This is a genomic window from Chitinophaga pinensis (assembly GCF_007896845.1).
Lineage (GTDB): Bacteria > Bacteroidota > Bacteroidia > Chitinophagales > Chitinophagaceae > Chitinophaga > Chitinophaga pinensis_C.
This window is the reverse complement of sequence record NZ_VOHS01000024.1, coordinates 63755-86426: the sequence shown is the minus strand read 5'-3', so window position 1 is coordinate 86426 and position 22672 is coordinate 63755. Positions and strand designations below refer to the sequence as shown.

At 45.4% G+C, this 22672-nt stretch carries 16 protein-coding genes; 11 read left to right on the top strand and 5 right to left on the bottom strand.

Annotation, left to right across the window (positions count from 1 at the left end):
* The first annotated feature begins 271 nt into the window (after nucleotides 1-271).
* From FEF09_RS20420 to FEF09_RS20385, 8 genes are all read left to right on the top strand, one after another.
* Complete coding sequence (locus FEF09_RS20420) at nucleotides 272-1303, top strand: LacI family DNA-binding transcriptional regulator (protein ID WP_146306819.1); 1032 nt, start codon at nucleotides 272-274, stop codon at nucleotides 1301-1303.
* Between the two features lie 426 nt (nucleotides 1304-1729).
* Nucleotides 1730-4696, top strand: coding sequence for a SusC/RagA family TonB-linked outer membrane protein (locus FEF09_RS20415; RefSeq protein ID WP_146306818.1), 2967 nt, complete (start codon nucleotides 1730-1732; stop codon nucleotides 4694-4696).
* A 19-nt stretch (nucleotides 4697-4715) separates the two neighbouring features.
* Nucleotides 4716-6308: a RagB/SusD family nutrient uptake outer membrane protein gene (locus FEF09_RS20410; RefSeq protein WP_146306817.1), complete on the top strand. Its 1593-nt coding sequence runs from the start codon at nucleotides 4716-4718 to the stop codon at nucleotides 6306-6308.
* Nucleotides 6309-6350: 42 nt separating this feature from the next.
* On the top strand, nucleotides 6351-7388 hold the full coding sequence (locus FEF09_RS20405; RefSeq protein ID WP_146306816.1) for a SusE domain-containing protein: 1038 nt from the start codon (nucleotides 6351-6353) through the stop codon (nucleotides 7386-7388).
* 68 nt (nucleotides 7389-7456) lie between these two features.
* On the top strand, nucleotides 7457-9316 hold the full coding sequence (locus FEF09_RS20400) for a glycoside hydrolase family 13 protein (protein WP_146306815.1): 1860 nt from the start codon (nucleotides 7457-7459) through the stop codon (nucleotides 9314-9316).
* A gap of 29 nt (nucleotides 9317-9345) precedes the next feature.
* Nucleotides 9346-10005 (top strand): beta-phosphoglucomutase, encoded by a 660-nt coding sequence (gene pgmB, locus FEF09_RS20395; RefSeq protein WP_146306814.1) that lies wholly within the window; start codon nucleotides 9346-9348, stop codon nucleotides 10003-10005.
* Nucleotides 10006-10049: 44 nt separating this feature from the next.
* Nucleotides 10050-12374 carry a glycoside hydrolase family 65 protein gene (locus FEF09_RS20390; protein ID WP_146306813.1) on the top strand — a complete coding sequence of 775 codons (2325 nt, stop codon included), beginning with the start codon at nucleotides 10050-10052 and terminating at the stop codon, nucleotides 12372-12374.
* A gap of 12 nt (nucleotides 12375-12386) precedes the next feature.
* Nucleotides 12387-13760, top strand: a complete 1374-nt coding sequence (locus FEF09_RS20385) for an MFS transporter (protein ID WP_146306812.1) — start codon at nucleotides 12387-12389, stop codon at nucleotides 13758-13760.
* Nucleotides 13761-13973: 213 nt separating this feature from the next.
* Here the strand turns inward: FEF09_RS20385 and FEF09_RS20380 are convergent, their stop codons facing one another.
* On the bottom strand, nucleotides 13974-14852 hold the full coding sequence (locus FEF09_RS20380; RefSeq protein ID WP_146306811.1) for a hypothetical protein: 879 nt from the start codon (nucleotides 14850-14852) through the stop codon (nucleotides 13974-13976).
* Nucleotides 14853-15151: 299 nt separating this feature from the next.
* Here FEF09_RS20380 and FEF09_RS20375 point away from each other — a divergent pair, with 299 nt between their 5' ends.
* Entirely contained in the window at nucleotides 15152-16030 is an 879-nt protein-coding gene (locus FEF09_RS20375) for an SDR family oxidoreductase (RefSeq protein WP_146306810.1), read from the top strand.
* A gap of 3 nt (nucleotides 16031-16033) precedes the next feature.
* Here the strand turns inward: FEF09_RS20375 and FEF09_RS20370 are convergent, their stop codons facing one another.
* Nucleotides 16034-16309, bottom strand: a complete 276-nt coding sequence (locus FEF09_RS20370; protein WP_146306809.1) for a hypothetical protein — start codon at nucleotides 16307-16309, stop codon at nucleotides 16034-16036.
* Between the two features lie 143 nt (nucleotides 16310-16452).
* Nucleotides 16453-18105, bottom strand: a complete 1653-nt coding sequence (locus FEF09_RS20365) for a carboxylesterase/lipase family protein (protein ID WP_146306808.1) — start codon at nucleotides 18103-18105, stop codon at nucleotides 16453-16455.
* A 121-nt stretch (nucleotides 18106-18226) separates the two neighbouring features.
* Between FEF09_RS20365 and FEF09_RS20360 the strand changes: the two genes are divergently transcribed.
* Both FEF09_RS20360 and FEF09_RS20355 read left to right on the top strand, forming a co-directional pair.
* Nucleotides 18227-18778, top strand: a complete 552-nt coding sequence (locus FEF09_RS20360) for a gluconate 2-dehydrogenase subunit 3 family protein (protein ID WP_146306807.1) — start codon at nucleotides 18227-18229, stop codon at nucleotides 18776-18778.
* A gap of 12 nt (nucleotides 18779-18790) precedes the next feature.
* On the top strand, nucleotides 18791-20500 hold the full coding sequence (locus tag FEF09_RS20355) for a GMC oxidoreductase (protein ID WP_146306806.1): 1710 nt from the start codon (nucleotides 18791-18793) through the stop codon (nucleotides 20498-20500).
* A 68-nt stretch (nucleotides 20501-20568) separates the two neighbouring features.
* On the opposite strand, the gene FEF09_RS20350 is transcribed toward FEF09_RS20355, so the two are convergent.
* Nucleotides 20569-21543 (bottom strand): hypothetical protein, encoded by a 975-nt coding sequence (locus tag FEF09_RS20350; RefSeq protein ID WP_146306805.1) that lies wholly within the window; start codon nucleotides 21541-21543, stop codon nucleotides 20569-20571.
* Between the two features lie 99 nt (nucleotides 21544-21642).
* Entirely contained in the window at nucleotides 21643-22584 is a 942-nt protein-coding gene (locus FEF09_RS20345) for a hypothetical protein (protein ID WP_146306804.1), read from the bottom strand.
* Nucleotides 22585-22672 lie beyond the last annotated feature (88 nt).

Below are 22672 nucleotides of genomic sequence, written 5' to 3'. Positions count from 1 at the left end.
TCGTTTACGGTATGTTCACCGGAAGCTCATAAACCGCTGCTATTCAACACAGGGGGATAGACTTCTCATCAATCAGCAGTTCTGAGGGAAAAAGTTGAGGTGTTTCGGTATAGGAATGCTGCTGGTTAAAATATCTATGCACAAAACTATTAAAATGATTTATTATTTTATATTAAATATATAATATACGAAGGGTCTGAATTATTAGTTTCCTGCTTTTTCAGCTATTTTTTCTAATTTGGTCGCTGAGCCTATTTAAACAACTTTAGCAATGGATCGCGTTGATATTAAAAGGTTGGCTGAAAAACTTAATTTGTCTACTTCCACGGTTTCCAGGGCATTCAGGGGCAACAGCGACATCAATCCCGAAACAAAAGCCAGGATCTTATCCATGGCGAAGGAGTTCAACTACCAGCCCAATCATCACGCCAGCAATCTGCGGGAGAAGAAAAGCAAGACAATTGCCATCATCGTACCCGAACTGGCCAATAACTTTTTTTCTCAGGCCATACATGGTATTGAGCGCGTAGCCAGAGACAAAGGCTACCATACACTGATCTATGTGACGGATGACGAATACCAGAAAGAAGTGGCGTTTATAGACAAGTTGTATAATGGCCGCGTGGACGGTATAATCATGTCTGCATCCGGTGAGGCCAACGATCACCAGTATCTCAACCGGCTAGGTAATAAGCATATTCCGCTGGTATTTTTCGATAGGGTATATGACGATATTAATGTGCCGAAAGTCACTACAGATGACTATGAGAGCAGTTTTGCCGCCACCCGTCACCTGATAGAAGTAGGATGTAAAAAGATTGCATTTCTGGTGGTGAATAAGAGCCTGTCCATTGGTAATGTACGTATGCAGGGCTATCATGACGCACTGAAAGACGCCGGCATTCCCTATAACACCCATCTCGTTATAGATTGCTCCAACGACTATGACGAGAACTTTGATATTCTCTCAAAAGCATTAAATGAACAGCATCCGGACGGTATTCTTGCTTCAGTAGAACGTCTCGCTATTTCGAGCTATTACGTTTGCCATAATCTGGGTATCCGTATTCCGGATGACATTAAGATTGTCAGCTTTTCCAGTCTGGAGATCGCTTCTCTGTTGAATCCTGCATTATCTACCATCACACAACCAGCTTTTGACCTCGGTACGAATGCCGCAGAACTGCTTTTCAGGGCACTGGAAAGCGATAATCCTGTGACTGACCATCTTGTACTAAGCTCGAAACTGATTCCCAGAACTTCCAGTACCGGCATAAAAACCACGATCGGGGGCAAAGGATAATCAAAAAGAAACAAAACGAAAGTCCTTCTTTAGCTATTCTTTAAGCTATAAAATTGATAAACTGATAATAATCAATTGTTTGACTGATTATTAAGCTGATTTCCCATGTTATTTCCTCACTGATTTTTAACTTTTTTTAAAAAAAAGTATTTCAAAATGTTACAGTATTCATAAAAAGGTATACTTTAGCAACATGTTCCACTTACCGGGAACGTTCCCGGAAATAGAAAAACGTAACTAAAATGAATCCTACTTAAAGCTTTACAGCATTCAGATCACCGGAAGACAGAAAAATCAGTCTCTGGTTTCCACGATTACAACAAAAACAAACTAAAGGCAATTGAATTCGAAAGGATTCGAAAGGGGGGGCTTTTGCTCAAAAAGTACCTGCAGTGAACTTATTGTGAAACTATTAATCAACGTTAAATGAAAAAAACACGCTATGCCCGGTATGCATTTCTGCTGTGCTTTGTGTTGATCTCTCTGTTTACCTATGCGCAATCAGGCAGTATTAGTGGGAAGGTGACAGACGACGCAGGACAACCAATTCCAGGCGCCACCGTCTTCATCAAAGGTACCAGTAAGAACGCCACAGCCGATGCAGAAGGAAAATTCACCATCACTGGTGTTACTCCGGGAAACATCGTAGTCGTAGCCCGTATCATGGGGTATGAAACATTCGAAATGCCTGTAAATGCAGGCGATAACACAGCTTCAATCACCTTCCAGCTGAAAGCTGATACTAAAGGTCTGAATGAAATCGTAGTGGTAGGTTATGGTACACAGAAAAAGAGTGATCTGACAGGTGCAATCGCTGTCGTTTCCTCCAAAGACTTTAATAAAGGTCCTATCAGTTCTGCTGATCAGCTGATCACCGGTAAAGTACCCGGTGTGCAGATCACCTCCAATGGTGGCGCACCTGGTGCAGGCAGTACAATCCGCGTACGTGGTGGTGCTTCACTAAATGCCACTAATGATCCATTAATTATCATTGACGGGGTGCCTGTTGACAATAACAATATCAGCGGTGCTTCCAATGCACTCGCACTGATCAATCCAAATGATATTGAATCATTTAACGTGCTGAAAGATGCATCCGCCACCGCTATCTACGGTTCCCGTGCCTCCAATGGTGTAATTATCATTACTACCAAAAAAGGACGTCCTGGCGATCAACTCCACGTCTCCTTCAGCTCAACTAACGCTATCTCCAAAGTAACAGGCTTCTCACCTGTGCTGAATGCCAGCCAGTTCTCCGACGTTGTAAGACAGAATGGTACAGCTGCGCAGATTGCATTATTGGGTACCGATAATACTGATTGGCAGAAAGAAGTCTACCAGTCTGCTTTCAGCACCGATAACAACCTGGCCCTCAGCGGATCCTGGAAGAAACTGCCTTACCGCATTTCTGTAGGTTACCTGAATCAGGACGGTATCCTGAAAACCTCCAATCTGGAAAGAAACTCAGCTTCCATCAACCTGTCTCCAAGTTTATTTGATGATCACCTTAAGATCAATATGAATGTGAAAGGGTCTATTGCTGATTACCGCTTTGCAGATCAGGGGGCTATCAATGCTGCTATCGCCTACGATCCGACCAAACCTCTACGCTCCGGCAACAGTAATGATTTCGGTGGTTACTATGAGTGGTTGTACAATGGTAAACTGTACGACCTCGCCACCAAAAACCCTGCAGCCATGCTGGAACAGAAAATGGATAAGTCACAGGTAAAGAGAAGCATCGGCAATATCCAGTTTGACTATAAATTCCACTTCCTGCCTGAACTGCGTGCTAACCTGAATCTGGGTTACGACTATCAGAAAGGAGATGGTAATACCAACATCCCTAAGTATGCTGCCCTGTCTTACTACAATGGTACGGGTGGTTCCTACAAGCACTACTCTCAGGAAATGAAGAACAAACTGTTTGACTTCTACCTGAACTATGTGAAAGACCTGAAAGGTATAAAGAGTCGTATTGATGTAATGGGTGGTTATTCTTATCAGGATTTCATTACCGCTACACCGGGATATCCTACACTGGACGAATCCGGCGATACTACCACCGCTGCGGGTAACTACAGTGAAGCACAACATACACTGGTATCATTCTTCGGTCGTCTGAATTATACTTTTAACGATAAATATCTCCTGACTTTCACCATGCGTCGTGATGGTACTTCCCGTTTCCGTCAGCACTGGGGTAACTTCCCATCTGTCGCTTTCGCATGGAAACTGAAAGATGAGCCTTTCCTCAAGAATACAAAGACTTTATCTGACCTGAAACTGAGACTCGGTTACGGTGTAACTGGTCAGGAAAACATCGGTGTGGGTAAAGAGTATGCGGCCCTGTCCCGCTATACTTACGGTGATGCCAACTCTTCCTATCAGCTGGGAGACGTGTTCTATAAAACATTGCGTGCTGCCGGTTACGATCAGAATATCAAATGGGAACAGACAGCTACTTACAACGTAGCGGTTGACTATGGTTTCCTGAATAATAGAATCTCCGGTAGTGTAGACTTCTACTATAAGAAAACCACCGATCTGCTGGCAGATGTAACGGCTCCTACCGGTACAAACCTGACCAACACACTGTATACCAATATAGGTAGTCTGGAAAACAGAGGTGTGGAGTTCATCATCAATGCTACCCCTGTAGAAACAAAAGACTTCCGTTGGGATGCAGGTTTCAATGTGACTTATAACAAAAACAAGATACTCTCCCTGTCCAAAGCACAAACAGATACTTCTGTAGGTATTGCAACAGGTGGTATCAGCGGCGGTACCGGTAACACGATCCAGATCAATACTGCCGGACATCAGATCAACTCGTTTTATGTTTACAAACAGATCTATGATAAAGCAGGCAATCCGATCGAGGGTCTGTATGAAGATACCAATGGTGATGGTGTAGTAGACGCAGATGATAAATACCGCTATAAATCTTCCAACCCGGTAGTATACCTGAACTTCAATTCAAGCTTCAACTACAAGAAATGGACCCTCGGTTTCAGTATGCGTAGCAACATTGGTAACTACATCTACAATAATCAGGCATCCAACAACGGATCTTATAAAACATTCCAGAACAGTAACTATCTGGCAAACCTGTCTACCAGCGTGCTGAAAACTAAATTCAGAAATACACAGTACTGGTCTGACTACTACGTAGAAAACGGTTCTTTCCTGCGCATGGACTACCTGAACCTGGGTTATGACTTCGGAAGAGTGATCAACAAGAAAGTAGGGCTGCGTGCCAACTTCAACGTGCAGAACGTATTTGTGATCACTAAATACAGCGGTCAGGATCCGGAAGTATTCAGTGGTATAGATGATAAATTCTATCCACGTCCGCGTGTGTATTCTTTAGGTGTTAACCTTGATTTTTAATTAACAAACAGGAAACGTTATGACTAAGAAATTCATATATCAGGTAGTACTGGCAGGAGCGATGGCATGGGGACTGACTTCCTGTACCAAAGATCTGGACCGTACACCTATCACAGAGGCGACATCAGCCAGCGTGTATAAAGACTTTTCCAATTACAAGGCCATTCTGGCTAAATTATATGGTGGTTTCTCCGTTACCGGACAGGTAGGTCCTACGGGTAGCCCCGATATCAGTGGTATTGATGAAGGTACATCCAGCTACATCCGCGGATATTTCCAGATGCAGGAGCTGCCGACTGACGAAGCCGTAATCGGCTGGAATGACGGTACATTACAGGACTTCCACCAGATGGACTGGACGCCTGATGATAACTTCATCAACGCCATGTTCGCCCGTCTGTTTTATCAGATCGCACAGTGTAATGAATTCATCAGACAAACCAGCGATGATAAACTGAGCAGCAACGGGATCGCTGAAAAAGACCGTGAAACGGCGCACACCTTCCGTGCAGAAGCGCGTTTCCTGCGTGCACTGAGCTACTATCATGCGATGGACCTCTTCGGTAGTGTATCTTTTGTAACAGATAGTAATGAAGTAGCCTACTATTATCCAAACCAGATCTCCCGTACTGACCTGTTCTCTTACATAGAGCGTGAATTGCTGGCAATAGAAGGCGAAATGGCAGAGGCACGCGCAAATGAATATGGTCGTGCTGATAAAGCCTGCGTATGGGGATTGTTGGCAAAATTGTACCTGAACGCTGAAGTATATACCGGTACCGCCCGTTACACCGATGCGGTTACCTATAGCAGCAAAGTAATCACTTCAGGTTACACACTGACCAACAGCTACGCTAATATGTTCAAAGCGGATAACAATGTGACATCTGAATCAGAACTGATGCTTACCGCCAACTTTGATGGCGCACGCACACAGACTTATGGTGGTACGACTTACCTGATACATGCTGCTGTAGGTGGTAGTATGAATGCGGCTGATTTCGGTGTAAACAGTGGCTGGGGTGGTTTACGGACGACCAGCGCATTTGTGGCACTGTTCAGTGATATTACCGGCGCTACCGACAAACGTGCGATGTTCTACACCGCGGGTCAGAACCGTGAGATTGCTGATCTGGGTACTTTTACTGATGGTTATGCGATCACCAAATGGTCTAACAAGACTTCTAAAAATACAGACGGATCCAACTCCACTTTCGTAGATACCGACTTCCCGCTGATGCGTCTTGCAGAAATGCACCTGACCTATGCAGAAGCTGTATTACGTGGCGGTACAGGTGGTTCCACCAGTCAGGCCGTGACCTATATTAATGATCTGCGTCAGCGTGCATATGGTAACACTTCCGGAAATATCACTGCCGCTCAGCTGAACCTGAGATTCATTCTGGATGAAAGAGGCCGTGAATTGTATTGGGAAGGACAGCGCAGAACTGACCTGATCCGTTACGGACTGTTCACTGGTGCTTCCTATGTATGGCCGTTCAAGGGCGGTGTACCAGGAGGAGCAGCAGTAGGCGATTTCCGTACGGTATATCCGATACCGACTACTGCAAGGGTAGCTAATCCTAACCTGAAACAGAACGACGGTTATTAATTCAAGAACAGCATTTAACCACAATATCAAAATACTTGCATCATGAATGCCTGGTTGAATAAAATTATTGCAGGAAGTTTATGTGTGTTGGCGCTCGCCTCCTGCGAAAAGCAGGATAGCTTTACACAGGTAAAAACAGGTACAACGCCGACCTTTTCTGCTACAGCGACAGAACTTGTCTTTTCTGCGGATAAAGCTGCGGAAAATGCAGTCACCTATACCTGGACCGCCTCTCAGGACTGGGGATACAGAGCCGTGGTAAACTACGCACTGGAAGTAGCCGAAAAAGGCAATGGCTTCAGAAACGCATCAGAAATATTCAGCGCCAATAATGGTCTGACTAAAACCTTTACAGTTGCCCAGCTGAATCAGGCGATTAACAACATGGGATTGGCTGCCGGTCGTGAACATGAACTGGTGATCCGTGTAAGAGCAGCCGTGGATACAGTAGGAGACAAGGTTTACTCTGATAGTGTACTGCTGACCGTAACGCCGTACTACGTACCAAAGATCTATCCGGCCATCTATGTGCCGGGTGGTTATCAGGGATGGTCATTTGACAATGACGGTCTGGGTATACTCGCATCGGTAAATAACGATAAGAAATACGAAGGATATCTCAACTTCCCGGATGCCAATACAGAGTTTAAAATCACACCTGCAAAAAGCTGGGACCTGAACTACGGTGATGCCGGCGGTGGGTCTCTCGTGAGCAATGGTGGTAATATAAAAGCGGCTGAAGCAGGATATTACCGGCTTACAGTAGACCTGAATGCACTCAGTTTTGCTGTCAGCCGTACTACCTGGAGTATTACCGGTAGCGCAGCAGGTGGCGCTGATAAGGCAATGACCTTTAACGCAACAACGAAGAAATGGAGCATTAGCACAACGCTGGCTGCAGGTAGCTTCTACTTCCGGGCAAACAATGCCAATACCATCAGTCTGAGTGATGATGACAATAATGGTGTGCTGAGCCCCGGCGCCGCTGGTGTGATCAACATTACCACCGCCGGAACTTATACCATTACAATGGATCTGAGTAACCCGGGCAACTACATTTACACATTGAGCGTACAATAAGGAATGATATCAGTTGCAGCCAGATTATCATATCAGGCTGCAACTCCTAAAACCATAGATTAATAAGCATGTTACAGACGAGAAGATTGTTATTGACCGCTATCCTGACATTCACTACTATTACTATATCTGTGGCACAAGTGCCTAAACTGGAAAGGATAGAACCTGCGTTCTGGTGGACAGGTATGGAGGAGCCTTTCCTGCAATTGATCGTTCATGGAGATAAGATCGCTGAAAAGGAAGTTTCCCTTACTTATCCGGGTATTACCTTACAGGAAGTACATAAAGTAGAGAATCCCAATTATTTGTTTGTCGATCTCAATATCACTTCTTCGGCTGTTCCGGGAACGTTCCCTATCAGGTTTAAGCAGAAAGGACAGAAAGACATCGTATACACTTACGAGCTAAAGAAAAGGGAAGGTGGTATCAAAGCGCAGGGTGTAAACAGCAGCGACTTTGTATACCTGATTATGCCGGATCGTTTTGCAAATGGCGATAAGAACAATGATGTGATCAAAGGAATGCAGGAAACCTCTTTGAACAGAGATTCCATGTATAAACGTCATGGCGGCGATATACAAGGTATCATTGATCATCTGGGGTATCTGCAGCAGATGGGCGTGACAGCATTGTGGATGACACCGTTGGTGACCAACGACCAGCCATCTGCTTCTTATCATGGTTACGCAGCAACGGAAAACTATCGTATTGATCCCCGCTTTGGATCCAATGAACTGTATAAAGTGTTGGCGGATAGTCTGCATAAAAGAGGCATGAAACTGATTCAGGATCTGGTACACAATCATATTGGCAGCCAGCACTGGACCATGAAAGATCTGCCTATGAAAAACTGGGTACATCAGTGGCCCGTTTTTACCCGTTCCAGCTTCCGGGCGGCTCCTTTAATGGATCCGTATGCGGCACCGTCTGATCAGAAGATCATGACCGACGGCTGGTTTGATCTGCATATGCCTGATATGGACCAGAAAAATCCATATGTGCGCAGGTATTTTACACAAAGTCATATCTGGTGGATTGAATATGCCGGGGTAGATGCCTTTCGCCTTGATACTTACCCTTATAACGATGCAGACTTCATGTCGGAGTGGGGCAAAGCTATTAAAGCAGCCTATCCCGGTTTTACTTTCTTCGGAGAGGTATGGGTACACAGCGGTCCTGAGCAGGTTTTCTTCACACAAGGCAATACTGTGAACAGAGGTTTTGATACAAACCTTCCCGGTACGACCGACTTTCAGAGTCTCTGGGCTATCTCAGCAGCACTCAATGAAAAGCCGGGCTGGGACGATGGTGTTGTAAAGCTTTACGCTACTCTGATACAGGATTATCAATATCAGGATCCCATGCGCAATGTGGTATTCCTCGATAATCACGACCTGAGCCGATTCTATTCCGTAGTAAAGGAAAATAAAAATAAATATAAGGCTGCTCTTGCGTGGTTGCTGACAACCCGTGGTATCCCGCAATTGTATTATGGCGCAGAGATCGGGATGAAGAATTTCAGCGCGCCTGATGGATTGGTACGTGAAGACTTCAAAGGCGGCTGGACAGGTGACGCACAGAATAAATTCACAGCCGGCGGCCGTAATGCAGAAGAAAATGAGCTGTTTAACTATGTCAGTATACTGGCCAACTATAGAAAGAATAACCCGGTGTTACAGACAGGTAAACTGATGCAGTATGTACCGCAGGACAATATCTACACTTATTTCCGCTATAACGGAGACAAGACGGTGATGATCGTGCTCAATCCCAATGAAAAAGAAGCGGCAGTATCTCCTGCCCGTTTTACGGAAAGAGTGACAGGCTTCTCACAAGTCAGAGATGTTGTAAGTGGCAAAACCTATCCGCTTGCGGACAGTCTGCGTATACCAGCAGAGACAACGCAGGTAATGGAACTGCTGAAGTAACAAATTTTCAAACGATTTTATCTGATTATATGCAAGTATTTGAAGCATGCATTTTTGACCTTGATGGGGTGATCGTAGATACCGCTGTCTATCATTTTAAAGCCTGGAAAAGGCTGGCAAATGAGTTAGGGTTCAATTTTACGGAAGCGCAGAATGAGAAGCTAAAAGGAATCAGCAGAGTTAAATCACTCGAACTGATACTGGAATGGGGAGGTATAGAAAAGTCGGCCGATGAACAGCAGGTGCTGGCTACCCGAAAAAATGAGTGGTATGTGGACATGATTCATCATATGACACCGGAGGAGATCCTGCCGGGTACGAAAGAATTGCTGGATAATCTGCGTGCCGCCGGTATTAAAACAGCACTGGGATCCGCCAGTAAGAATGCCACTGTCATATTGGAGAAGGTAGGCATTCTGCCACTGTTTGATGCATTGGTGGATGGTAATACCGTGTCCGCCTCCAAACCCGATCCGGAAGTCTTTCTGAAAGGTGCAGAAGCCCTCGGTATATCACCGGCAAAATGTATCGTTTTTGAAGATGCGATCGCCGGGGTACAGGCAGCTAAAGCAGCCGGTATGAAGGTAGTCGGCATAGGAGAGCAGGATGTTCTCGGAGAAGCTGATCTGGTAGTCAGCAGTCTGGAGCAGATCGATATGCAAACACTGACCAACTTATACTCAAAATAAACAATGCCGATCGCATTTTGCGAAAGGTGCCATTCAGGAGAGTCATGAAGCAATACATAAAAGTAGACGGGTGGAACATTATCGAAGAAGGTTTTGTGCCACATTACAATAAAATATCTGAAAGCATATTCAGTCTGGGAAATGGTCGTATGGGCCAGCGTGCCAACTTCGAAGAGACTTATTCCGGTGATACATTGCAAGGCAACTATGTAGCCGGTGTATATTACCCTGACAAGACCCGTGTGGGTTGGTGGAAGAATGGATATCCGGAGTACTTTGCCAAAGTATTGAATGCTGCCAACTGGATTGGCATCGGTATCCGTATAGAGGAAGAAGAACTTGACCTGCATAAGGCGCAGGTGACTCATTTCAGTCGTATACTGAACATGCAGGAAGGGTATCTGCAGCGTTCCTTTACAGCCACACTGGAAAGCGGCAAACAGGTAAAAGTAACCGCTACACGTTTCTGTAGTATTGTGGATGATGAAACCGGAGCAATCCGTTATAGTATCACGCCGCTGAACTTTGAAGGCAATCTGCAGATAACTGCCTATATAGATGGCGATATCAAAAATCAGGATGCCAACTATGATGAGAAGTTCTGGGAAGAAACAGGCGCCAGCATACAGCATAGCAGTGCCTATATTACTCTGAAGACAAAGAAAACCGGCTTTCAGGTGTGTACCGGTATGCAATTCAATGTGTATCAGGACACCAGGCCACTGGCAATAAATGTAAGGCCAGTGCAGAAAGAGAAATATGTAGGAGTCGTGACTACTGTGAAAGTAAAAAGTCAGCAGGAAACAGTCATCTACAAATACGCTGCAAACCTCTCTTCTGAAAATCATCCGGTGGAAGCACTGGCTAACAATTGCGAAATTGCTGTAGGTAAAGCTGCTGCGAAAGGCTTTAAAGCAATGCTGAAAGAACAGGCAGCTGCCTGGGCCATTAAATGGAAAGAAAGCGATATTATCATTGAAGGAGATCCGGCTGCGCAGCAGGGCATCCGTTTTAATATCTTCCAGCTGAACCAGACTTACACGGGTGAAGACGCCCGTCTGAATATCGGGCCGAAAGGATTTACCGGTGAAAAATATGGTGGTTCTACCTACTGGGATACAGAAGCTTATTGTATTCCATTCTATCTCGCCACTGCTGAGCCACAAGTGGCCCGTAATCTGCTGATCTATCGTTATAAGCAATTAGGTAAAGCCATAGAGAATGCGGCGAAATTAGGCTTTAACAATGGGGCTGCGTTATATCCGATGGTGACGATGAACGGAGAGGAATGTCATAACGAGTGGGAGATTACTTTTGAAGAAATTCATCGTAACGCTGCTATCGCTTTTGCTATTTTCAACTACATTCGTTATACCGGCGATACGGCTTATCTGGCAGAATATGGTACAGAAGTACTGATCGGTATAGCCCGCTTCTGGGCACAGCGTGTGAACTGGAGTGAGGCACGCGGACAGTACGTAATGCTCGGTGTGACAGGGCCCAATGAATACGAGAATAACGTCAACAATAACTGGTATACCAGCACGATGGCGACCTGGTGTTTACAATATGCCATGGATGCCCTGCAGCATGTAAAAGAGACTGCTGCAGACAGATATGATGCGATTATTAAAACAACTGTTTTTGACGCCGGTAAAGAACAGGAAAAATGGCAGCATGTGATTGATAATATGTACTATCCGGTAGACGAACAGCTGGGCGTATTTTTGCAGCAGGAGGGCTATCTGGACAAAGAGCAGATACTGGTAAAAGACCTCGATCCGGCACAGCGTCCGCTGAATCAGAAATGGAGCTGGGATCGTATTCTGCGTTCCTGCTATATAAAACAGGCAGATGTTTTGCAGGGATTATACTTTCTGGAAGACAGATACGATATCGATACCTTGCGTCGTAACTTTGATTTCTACGAACCACGCACTGTACATGAAAGCTCCCTGTCTCCCTGTGTACATGCAATACTGGCAGCTAAACTGGGTGACGAGAAACGGGCGCATGAATTCTATCTGCGTACTTCCCGTCTGGATCTGGACGATTATAACAATGATACAGAGGATGGTCTGCATATTACTTCCATGGCAGGTACCTGGATGAGCGTGGTGGAAGGTTTTGCAGGTATGCGCGTAAGAGACGGACAGTTACAGTTCACGCCATTTCTGCCGGGCAAATGGCAGTCATTTGCATTCAACATCCGTTTCCGTGGAAGGATACTAAAGGTAAAAGTGAGCAAGCAGGATGTGAATATTGAAAACGATTCTACTAAAGACATCACGGTGTTGATCTACGGAGAAACAGTGCATGTACCTGCCGGTGCAACAGTAACTGCAAAACAAGGAAATTTAGTTAATTAAAATATTTATCCCATGAAAGGAATGGCTAAGCCGCGGTTGTCCGCTGCGCGCATATGGAACATGAGCATGGGCTTTTTCGGTATCCAGTTCGGTTTTGCTTTACAGAATGGAAATGCCTCCCGCATCTTACAAACCTATGGAGCAGAAGTGGAGCACCTGTCCCTTTTCTGGCTGGCAGCTCCCCTGACTGGTATGATCGTACAGCCTATTATCGGGCACTATAGTGACCGCACCTGGAACAGACTGGGTCGTCGCAGGCCTTACTTTCTCGTTGGTGCTATCGCTACCGCGTTAGCTCTGATGTTACTGCCCAATTCCTCTTTGCTGGCAGCTATGCTGCCACCGGTATTGATCGGTGCAGGTATGCTGACACTGATGGACGCTTCCATCAATGTGGCAATGGAACCTTTCCGCGCATTAGTGGCGGATAATCTGCCGGATGAACAGCGCAGTCAGGGATTTTCTGCGCAAACCTTTCTGATAGGAGCAGGGGCAGTACTGGGGTCTTCCTTGCCGTATCTGCTGGCAGAATACATGGGAGTATCTAAAACAGCGGCGCCGGGTGTTGTACCTGATAATGTGATCTATTCCTTTTATGTAGGTGCTGTCGTATTACTGACCACTATTCTCTGGTCTATATTTACTTCCTCTGAATACTCTCCGGAAGAGTTTGCAAAGTTCAATCCCGAGCAGACTACTGAACAGCATAACGCCGGATTAAAAACAATCCTGAAGGATTTTTCTGATATGCCCCCGGCGATGAAACAACTGGGGCTGGTACAATTCTGTTCATGGTTCGCCTTATTCTCCATGTGGGTATTTACCACACCGGCGGTGGCGTACCACATTTATAAAGTAGCGCCGGGAGACACCTCGTCTGCGCTCTTTGCTGATGCAGGTAATAAAGTAGGGTTCCTCTTCAGTATCTATAGCGCTGTGTCAGCGATATATGCTTTGGTACTACCAGCGATTGCCCGCAAAACTTCCCGCAGGGCAGCACATGCTATTTCCCTGACAGCGGGTGGATTATCGCTGATCTCATTTTACTTTATACAGAACCCTGATCTGCTGATCTGGCCAATGATCGGTATTGGTATGGCATGGGGCAGCATCCTGTCAACGCCATATGCGATATTATCTGGCGTGATACCATCACACAAGACAGGAGTATACATGGGTATCTTCAATTTCTTTATCACCTTCCCACAGATTGTCAACGGCATTTTCGGAGGACTGATCGTAAAACACCTGTTTCAGGGAGAAGCCGTTTTCGCACTGGTGATGGGCGGCGCATTTATGATCATTGCTGCAGTAGCAGTGATGTATGTGAAGGATAGAGAAAAGAAAGCTGCTGAACAATTGGTGTCAACTTATGGTGTGGCATAGGTCCGGTGAAGGTGAAACAAATCTAAACGTTGTTTAATTCAACCAATCAACAATCAATGGTAAAGGGTACGATGTCTGTTCATGACCATCGTACCCTCATTGTATTTATAAAACCGATAGCCCAACCCGGTACGAAACCGGGCCGGGCAATCTGCTTATTTACAATGCTGCCGGGCTTTACACAAGTACGGCAGTATTGTACAGTTTATGCAGTTACGGTTGAGGAGCGGCAGCTGTAGTTGTATACAGAACAGGCCATACATTTGGAGCAGGAACACTCACACCCTTGTTGGCACCTCTTACTTTAGCATCCTGACCAAAGTAATACATAGGCCATCCTTTGTAAGTGAGCTGTTTTTTACCCAGTACCGTAATGATTGCGAAATCTGTTTTGTTAAAACCGGTAGGTACGTTTTTCACTTCTGATACTTCGTAGATCGGCCAGATTGCATTGTGCGTATCATCATTGTTGGTAAAGTTGTTAGTACCAGCTTTGTCGTTGGAGAACTTGTACAGTGTCAGACCACGATCATCCACAAGGTATTTGGATGCGCCTGTACCTGCAGCAATCACACCGGTGTTGTCAAGTACATAGTCTTTACCATCGTTGCCGTGCAGCTGGAAATTAGCCACCATCACAGAGTAATCAGGTTTTGCTACAAACCAGATATTGCCTACGTTATCACCTTTAACTTCTCCTGCCGCAGCATCCTGCGCATAGTAGTATAAAGGCCATCCTTTATAGGCTGTCTGTTTGGTGCCATCAGGACGTGTAACAGTCGTGAAATCAGCCTTGTTCAGAGAACTATCAATGGTAAGTGCAGATTCTTCTACATAGAATGTTGGCCATACTGCAGCGCAACCATCTTTACAGGTAGGTGTGCCTTGTGCATCATTAGAGAAGAAGTATAAAGTTTTGCCTGTGCTGTCAGTCATAATAGCGCCGAAAGTTGTGTTACTCGCGACTTTCACGGTTTTCTGCGGAACTGGTGGTGGCGTTGGTGTAACTCCATCGTTGTCATCATCGGAGCATGAGGTAGCCACTGTGGCAATTAAAAGCATTGCCACCATTGATTTTTTAAATAAATGCATGGTGATTAGAAAATTTAAATAAGCAAATGTGAGCACTTGTGTCAATTAGTTAATACGAGGGTAGAAAGAAAAAGGTTGCCTGAGGGTTATAAAATTTTTTTTCTTTAATTATTGGGGACTGATAAACCAATCATTAATATAGATCATGGTAGAAATGACGTACCATTGTTTCGGTAATACTCACCGCTGTAAACATATATTCTCAAATCGGGTAAATCAGCCGATTTCGTTTTCTTACAATACCGGCGATCTGGCTGGTCTTAGTTTTGACATGTAATTATTCAAACAAAAGAAATAACATGTCCACACAAAAACCAGCAACTATCCTTATTACCGGTGCGACCGGCAACATAGGCAAAGAACTGATCAGGTTACTTTCCGCAAAAGGTATTCCTTATAAGGCGATGGTTCGTTCTATAGAACATGCAAAAGAATTGGAGGAGTTACCGGGTATTACACTGGTACAGGGAAATTTTGATGATGAGGGCTCGCTCGATACAGCGCTGAGTGGTATTGAAAAAGCCTTTCTGCTGACTAATTCATCCGAACAGGCAGAAACACAACAAATTCGCTTTGTTGAGGCAGCAAAGAAAGCTGGTGTAAGACACATTGTGAAGTTATCTCAATGGGCAGCTGATGCCAGTTCCCCGGTACGTTTTCTACGTTATCATGCGGCTGTCGAGGCTGCGATCAAAGCTTCCGGTATGACATATACCTTCCTGCGCCCCAACCTGTTTATGCAGGGGCTATCAGGCTTTAAAGAGGTGATTCAGTCGGAACACAAATTCTTCGCCTCCGCTGGTGAAGCAAGGATTTCTCTTATCGATATCAGAGATATCGCAGCTGTGGCAGCGATTGCGCTGACAACAAACGGACACGAAAATAAGGTCTATAACCTGACAGGCCCTGAGTCGCTCACACATCAGCAACTGGCAGAAATTTTCTCCGGGGTACTGGCGCATCCGATCACTTTTATCAACGTTTCGGAAGAGGATATGAAAAGTGCCCTGCTGGGTGTTGGATTCCCGGAGTGGCAGGCGGATGGTCTGCTGGAAGACTATGCCCATTACCGCCTCAATGAAGCGGCTGAAGTAACAGATGCCGTACAGGCTGTAACAGGAGAGAAGGCCCGCACATTCAGTCAATTCGTGACAGATTATGCGGCCTTATTTAAATAGTATCTAAGCTTTACCTCCCTTGAACTGAGGAGGGAATAAACTGATCTGTTGCCATAAAACATCAGCAATCTGCTTTCCTTCCTCATTCAATCCTCTTACATCGTATTGCGGTTGTTCACTGTCATCCGCTTTGACAATATCAAAGTGTTCAGGAAAAGCGACAGCAGATTTTTTATGCGGTTTAATATGATAAACAGTCGCATTGTCCTGCCGCTCAAAAGCTACATCATACATATAGTGCTGATCATTGTAGGATACGGTGATTTGACGGGTCATCATAAGTATTGTTTTTATATAAAACAATATGCAACAACCAGACCATGGCGGATAACTGCCCCGGCAGTTATCCGCCAGTCAGGAATTGGTCAGTCAGGAATCAGAAATTGGCGAGCCATTAAGACTCAATTCCTGATTCCTGATCGTTAGTCCTCCTTATACATTTTATCGAGGAAGATATACCTCGCTTTCGTTGTCTCTTTCTTCATTGATGACTGTACATCAATATTCATATAACGTGAATTTTTAGCGTCGTCCTGCTCCCATTTAGGCAGACCGGGTCCATTCGGGTTACCCGTCTTCACGAAATTGGCGAAGTAGTTCAGCATAGTATTGGAAACCGCATAATCAGCCTGTGTCCAGGCATATACTTTATTGTGGGGAAGATTACCCATAGCATATTCAATTTCAGCCGCGTGCGGCGCTCCTTTCATTGGCTCCGGCTGTTTAGGCTGTTTCGGTTGAGGAGTGCTGGTTTTAATCACACCGCCTGCCAGGCCGGGTTGTGCATTACCCATTTTTGGTACCATATCCGGACGCGGATGGGAGAAAATATACCGGTAGACGGTTTGCTGACTGCTTGTCTTATGCAGATCCGCCCATTTCCAGGTACTATAGACAATAAAACGGTCGCTGGCAAGATCCGTAGCAGAAGCAATCACCTGTTGCTCTGAACCACCCGGATAAAGCTGTAACACCTCATCCGTGTTCCGGGGGTAGAGTTCCGTTATTTTTTTGACATAATTCTCCGTTGTAGGGTCATCTTTCCACAACAAGGCTCTATAAGGCACTTCTGTGGAATTCCAGCCCACCAGCAATGGTACATGTGCCTGTTCGCCGGCGGCATAGATATCTACTGGTTTTTTAGGTAGTACATAACCGTCTATATTGCAGGCCATATGAGGAACGCCCGGACCGGAGGCTTTACGGAGTAACTCTTCCGCAGGGATTGCTCTTAACGCATCAAGGGTAGAAGCTCCTAATAAATTAGCCATCGCCACACCGTTCTTTTCTGCCTCTTCTTTGCTGACAGGAGCCATGGTCGGATTGATCATAGCACCGCTTTCGCCAATGGCGCCATGGATCAGGTCCTTGGATAAAGGCGAGGCCATCAGGGCCGAAACAGCAATTGATCCTGCTGACTCTCCGGCAATGGTCACCCGGTTTGGATCACCGCCAAAGGCCGCAATATTCTTCTTTACCCATACCAGTGCGGCCTGCTGATCCAGCAGGGTGTAGTTGCCTGATGTGTGATAGGCCGCTTCTTTAGAAAGGTCAGGATGCGCCATCAGGCCAAATACACCCAGACGATAGTTGACTGTCAGGGCAACAATACCCTTCCTCGCCATGCTTTCTCCGTCATAGCGGGTCTCAGAACCATCCCCGGCGACCATTCCGCCGCCATAGAAATAGACCAGTACCGGTAGTTTTTGCTTGCCCGGATTAGCCGGTGCCCAGACGTTCAGGTACAGACAATCCTCACTCATGCCATCTGAGCGGAAGCCCATATCGCCGAAAATATTACCCTGCATCGCCCGCGGACCAAAATGATCGGCCTTCAGGATCGTATCCCAGCTTTTTTCCGGTTGAGGTGCTTTCCAGCGCAGATTTCCTACGGGTGGTTGGGCATAGGGGATGCCTTTGTAGCTCCGGATGCCGCTGGTACGGGAAACGACGCCCTGAATACGGCCACTTTCAATCTTTACCAATGCAGGGGAAACAGCGCTTTTTTTCTGGGCCATTCCGGGTAGCCAGCCCAGCTGACAAAGCATGAGCAGCGACAAACAGTATGATTTCATAACATGCGTATTAGTATAATGTAGAATAACTCAATTTACTACATCGAAAATTATCAAACAATTGGCTTGGAAATATTAATTATTACGTATACCTTATCGCCAGTTATGTAAAAACATTTTCATGCTTATAAACAGACGAACCGCATTAAAACAGGTCCTGGTCGTCTCCGCTGGTCTGGCGTTCCTGCCGTCCTGTGTACGGAAAACGACTCCAGCTTCTATTTCATTAAAGAATATAGCGGTAGATGGTGAGGGCGAGAACATGCTGGCATTGTTGGCAGACACATTAATTCCTACTACTTCGACACCGGGTGCGAAGGACGTCAAGGCACATTTGTTTGCATTGACAATGGTGGATGATTGCTTTAACAAGGAAGACCAGCAGAAATGGGCAGCTGGTATGAAGGCATTTGCTGAACTGAGTGAGAAAAAGAATGGTAAGTCATTCGAAAAAAGCACTCCCGAAGCAAGGATTGCCCTTTTGGAACAACTCGAGAAATCCAAAGCAGAAGAAGGGGGCGCTGCTTATTTTTATCACGCTACCAAACATCTGATCATCAGAGGTTATACCAATTCAGAATTTTATCTTACTAAAGTGCAGGTATACGAGCTGGTTCCCGGCCGTTTTCATGGAAGCGTACCTGTAAAACCAGTCAGCAGAAGAACTGCTTAACAGAGAATAGTTATGGCGAATATTAATACGAGTGCTCAGGACCGCACATTTGATGCGATTGTGATAGGATCAGGTATCAGTGGAGGATGGGCAGCAAAAGAGTTCACGGAGAAAGGGCTGAAAACGCTGGTACTGGAAAGAGGCCGCGATGTAAAGCACCTGAAAGACTATCCCACAACAAACAAGTACCCGTGGGAATTTCCACACGGCGGACAAATACCTGAAGCTATTAAGGAAGAAGCGCCTGTCGTAAGCCGCTGTTATGCCTTTAAGGAAGATGCGATGCACTTCTTCGTAAAGGATAAAGAACATCCTTATGAACAGGATAAACCATTTGACTGGATCCGCGGATATCAGGTAGGTGGTAAATCATTGCTCTGGGCAAGACAGACACAACGCTGGAGTGATTATGACTTCGAAGGTCCTGCAAGGGACGGTTTCGCAGTGGATTGGCCGATCCGTTACGCAGATATCGCTCCATGGTATAGCTACGTGGAGAAATTCGTAGGTATTTCTGGTAATAAAGACGGTATCGACAACCTACCTGATGGCGAATTCCTGCCACCGATAGAACTTACCGCCGTTGAGCAATACTTCCAGAAATTTGTAAAAGACAATTATAAAGATCGTCACGTTATATACGGCCGCTGCGCGCACCTTACCGAGCCGCAGAAGATCCATATCGAACAGGGCAGGGTACAGTGCCAGAAGAGAAATCTCTGTCAGCGCGGATGTCCCTTCGGTGGATATTTCAGTAGTAACTCCTCTACACTGCCATGGGCAGAAAAAACGGGTAATCTGACGCTTCGTCCGCATTCGGTTGTACACTCTGTCATCTATGATGAAAAGAAAGGAAAAGCAACCGGTGTACGCGTAGTGGATGCTAAAACCAAAGAAATGACGGAGTACTATGCCCGTGTCATTTTTGTGAATGCATCAGCGATCAACTCAAACCTGATCCTGCTTAATTCCACTTCCAGCCGCTTCCCGAATGGATTAGGTAATGACAGTGGGGTATTGGGTAAATACTTTGCCTTCCATAACTACCGTGCGACTATTTACGCAGATCATGACGGTCATATGGACGTAACCACTGATGGTCGTCGTCCAACCAGCGCATACATCCCACGTTTCCGTAACGTGAAGAAACAGGAAACTGACTTCCTGCGTGGTTATGCAGCCGGATTTGACACCGGCCGCCGTAAATGGAACAGTCAGGATGGTGTCGGTAAAAGTCTGAAGGATAATCTGTTCAATGAAGAAATGGGCAACTGGTATGTAGGCTCTCATATGATGGGTGAAACCATCCCCAAGGAGATCAGTCAGCTGACACTCGATAAAGACAAAAAGGATGAATGGGGTATGCCTGTTATCCATGTCAATATGGGGTACGATGATAATGATGAAAAGATGATCAAGGACTTCCACGAACAAATGACCGAAATGTACACCAAAGCCGGTTTCACCAATATCCGCACAGGCGACTCCAAACAGGCGCCGGGTCTCGATATTCATGAAATGGGTGGTGCCCGCATGGGGAAAGATCCGAAAACATCTGTACTCAATAAATGGAATCAGCTGCACGACGTGAATAACGTATTTGTGACTGATGGTGCATGTATGACATCCACTTCTACGCAAAACCCATCACTGACCTATATGGCACTGACTGCCAGAGCAGTGGACTATGCGGTTAGCCAGATGAAGAAAGGTGAAATATAATATTGCTGCTAAATGATAAAAGGCCTTCCCCATCGGGAAGGCCTTTTTATTTGTGAGCTGAACGAATATCAGATCTTTACCATTTCGATCGCAAATCCCCGGGTACCATTCTTGTTCCGCAAAAACTGTATCAATACATTGTCGCCGGGTTGAAAGGGGGTATTGGTAATATGTACCAGTGAGCCATCACCTAGTCTGTAGAAGTTATCTTTACTACTCGATCTTCCGCTTCTTATCCAGAATACCACTACTTCTGTGATCGTTGTCCGAATGGCTATTTTATCGGTCGCTTTTTTGATTTTCCAACTCATATAAGATGTCACACCAAAGCCAATGGCGACCATCGGACCTACGCCAAAAAAGAGAATAAGCGGAAACGTTTTACTATCAAAATGTGTTATAAAGCCAAGCACAATACTGAGGAATACCGCCATCCCCAGAATACAGCCGGCGGCATTGACATTACCTCTCAGACTCTTTTTGCGGTCTTCTTCAGTGATTGGTAATACTGTTTCCGCATAGTTGTTATACTGTGTATAGGTGATGTCCAGTAAGACCTTTTCTTCCGGCGTGTACTCCACATATGACAACCGGACCGGTGTACGCTGTAATGTTTTTACCTCATCGATCGGACGTTTATGCCGGAAATTAGCCGGATGATGACCTATACCACTGGCAATGTACAGATCCAGCTGATAACCATTAAAGTGATAACGCAGTAGTTTTTTGTTAAGGACTTCTACGCGCAATAGTTGGTCAGTTACTACCTGCTTTATATTTCCATGTGGCGGATTCGCGAAATAGGCATTCGTTTTCCATCGGAGACGCAAGCCTGAAAAAGTGATCCCTCCACCCAGCAGTAATACAATTGATCCCAGTATGCGCAGGAAATCTTCCGAAATGGAAATGGCACAGATAAATATGCCCACGATGAGCAGGGCTATGCCCATTACCATTGCTGCTATTACGGATACGCCATCGGGTTGCCTGAGGTCTTTCAGTATCTTAATGTCCCGGTCTGTTAGTAGGGCTGTTGTTTGCATTGGTTACGATATGGGCTATACTTAATGAATCATCAGACCGGAAAGATAGAAATTATCCTGCAATTGTACATTTATTCGTCAGCGATAGTGTTGCTTCATCTACACTGTTAACTTCCGTATAAAGGTCTCCTTGCCACCTTTATTATCTTCCATCACCTGAATTTCTACCGCGTCTCCCGGATCATATTGTCTGGCTGATACATAAAGCAGGGTGCCATCTGCCAGCCGGTAATAGACCAACTCATCTTCTGACAACATACGCAGCACTTCTGTAATGGTTGTACGTATTACCAGCTTGTTGCGTGCTAACTTTGTCTTCGATCTGGAATACAACATAATAAGCATGATGGCCGCAAAGAAGAGAAAGATCAGGATGGTTCTTGTTAAATTAAACCCTGCGTCAAAACTCCAGCATATCGTTGTTATAATAGCGCCGCCAAGGGGGATCCAGATACTTTTATCAGCCATGCTTTCGACCTTTTCTATATCTGACGTGTTAACGGGTACGACTGTTTCAACATGACTATATTCATCATAACGGATATCCAGTAAGATGTTCACACCCGGTTTAAATGTGAGCCATGAGAGTGTCACAGTTGTCCCTACCAGTATATCCGCTTTGTCTATCAGACTCTTGTAGCTGAAAAGACCGTATTGGTTAATGCTGGTTGTTGTAGGGACGTAAAGTTCGATCTGACACTCTCTGAAGGTGTAACAGATGACCCGTGGATTGACGAGTGCAGTATGCACTAACAAACCCGTTATCTGTTCTTTGGTATTACGTTGTGTGAGCGAATGCTGTCTGCTTATGCTTCTTTTTCTGATGGCGAAGATGGTGATAAGTGTTCCGAGGATAAATAAGAGCATTCCTACAGAACGTACATCGATGTCATACCAGCCGGCTATGATGGTTAGCATTGCTATAAACAACAATATCAGACCGGATTTAAGTCTGGTTTTTCCAATACCCTGCTCTCTTTCATTAAGCTCTTCCAGTAATTGTATCTCTTGCGGGCTAAGTTCAGTTGTAGTGGTTTCCATAGTTTATTTTCTGGTGATATCAATTACAGGTCCATCGTTTCTCTTTTATTCTGCACGATCCGTTAATAGCTCCGCTAAGTACATTGCT

What these genes read in the sequence shown, in the direction of transcription:
- FEF09_RS20420 (WP_146306819.1), top strand. Translation starts at nt 272, where the DNA reads ATGGATCGCGTTGATATTAAAAGGTTGGCTGAAAAACTTAATTTGTCT.
- FEF09_RS20415 (WP_146306818.1), top strand. Translation starts at nt 1,730, where the DNA reads ATGAAAAAAACACGCTATGCCCGGTATGCATTTCTGCTGTGCTTTGTG.
- FEF09_RS20410 (WP_146306817.1), top strand. Translation starts at nt 4,716, where the DNA reads ATGACTAAGAAATTCATATATCAGGTAGTACTGGCAGGAGCGATGGCA.
- FEF09_RS20405 (WP_146306816.1), top strand. Translation starts at nt 6,351, where the DNA reads ATGAATGCCTGGTTGAATAAAATTATTGCAGGAAGTTTATGTGTGTTG.
- FEF09_RS20400 (WP_146306815.1), top strand. Translation starts at nt 7,457, where the DNA reads ATGTTACAGACGAGAAGATTGTTATTGACCGCTATCCTGACATTCACT.
- pgmB (WP_146306814.1), top strand. Translation starts at nt 9,346, where the DNA reads ATGCAAGTATTTGAAGCATGCATTTTTGACCTTGATGGGGTGATCGTA.
- FEF09_RS20390 (WP_146306813.1), top strand. Translation starts at nt 10,050, where the DNA reads ATGAAGCAATACATAAAAGTAGACGGGTGGAACATTATCGAAGAAGGT.
- FEF09_RS20385 (WP_146306812.1), top strand. Translation starts at nt 12,387, where the DNA reads ATGAAAGGAATGGCTAAGCCGCGGTTGTCCGCTGCGCGCATATGGAAC.
- FEF09_RS20380 (WP_146306811.1), bottom strand. Translation starts at nt 14,852, where the DNA reads ATGCATTTATTTAAAAAATCAATGGTGGCAATGCTTTTAATTGCCACA.
- FEF09_RS20375 (WP_146306810.1), top strand. Translation starts at nt 15,152, where the DNA reads ATGTCCACACAAAAACCAGCAACTATCCTTATTACCGGTGCGACCGGC.
- FEF09_RS20370 (WP_146306809.1), bottom strand. Translation starts at nt 16,309, where the DNA reads ATGATGACCCGTCAAATCACCGTATCCTACAATGATCAGCACTATATG.
- FEF09_RS20365 (WP_146306808.1), bottom strand. Translation starts at nt 18,105, where the DNA reads ATGAAATCATACTGTTTGTCGCTGCTCATGCTTTGTCAGCTGGGCTGG.
- FEF09_RS20360 (WP_146306807.1), top strand. Translation starts at nt 18,227, where the DNA reads ATGCTTATAAACAGACGAACCGCATTAAAACAGGTCCTGGTCGTCTCC.
- FEF09_RS20355 (WP_146306806.1), top strand. Translation starts at nt 18,791, where the DNA reads ATGGCGAATATTAATACGAGTGCTCAGGACCGCACATTTGATGCGATT.
- FEF09_RS20350 (WP_146306805.1), bottom strand. Translation starts at nt 21,543, where the DNA reads ATGCAAACAACAGCCCTACTAACAGACCGGGACATTAAGATACTGAAA.
- FEF09_RS20345 (WP_146306804.1), bottom strand. Translation starts at nt 22,584, where the DNA reads ATGGAAACCACTACAACTGAACTTAGCCCGCAAGAGATACAATTACTG.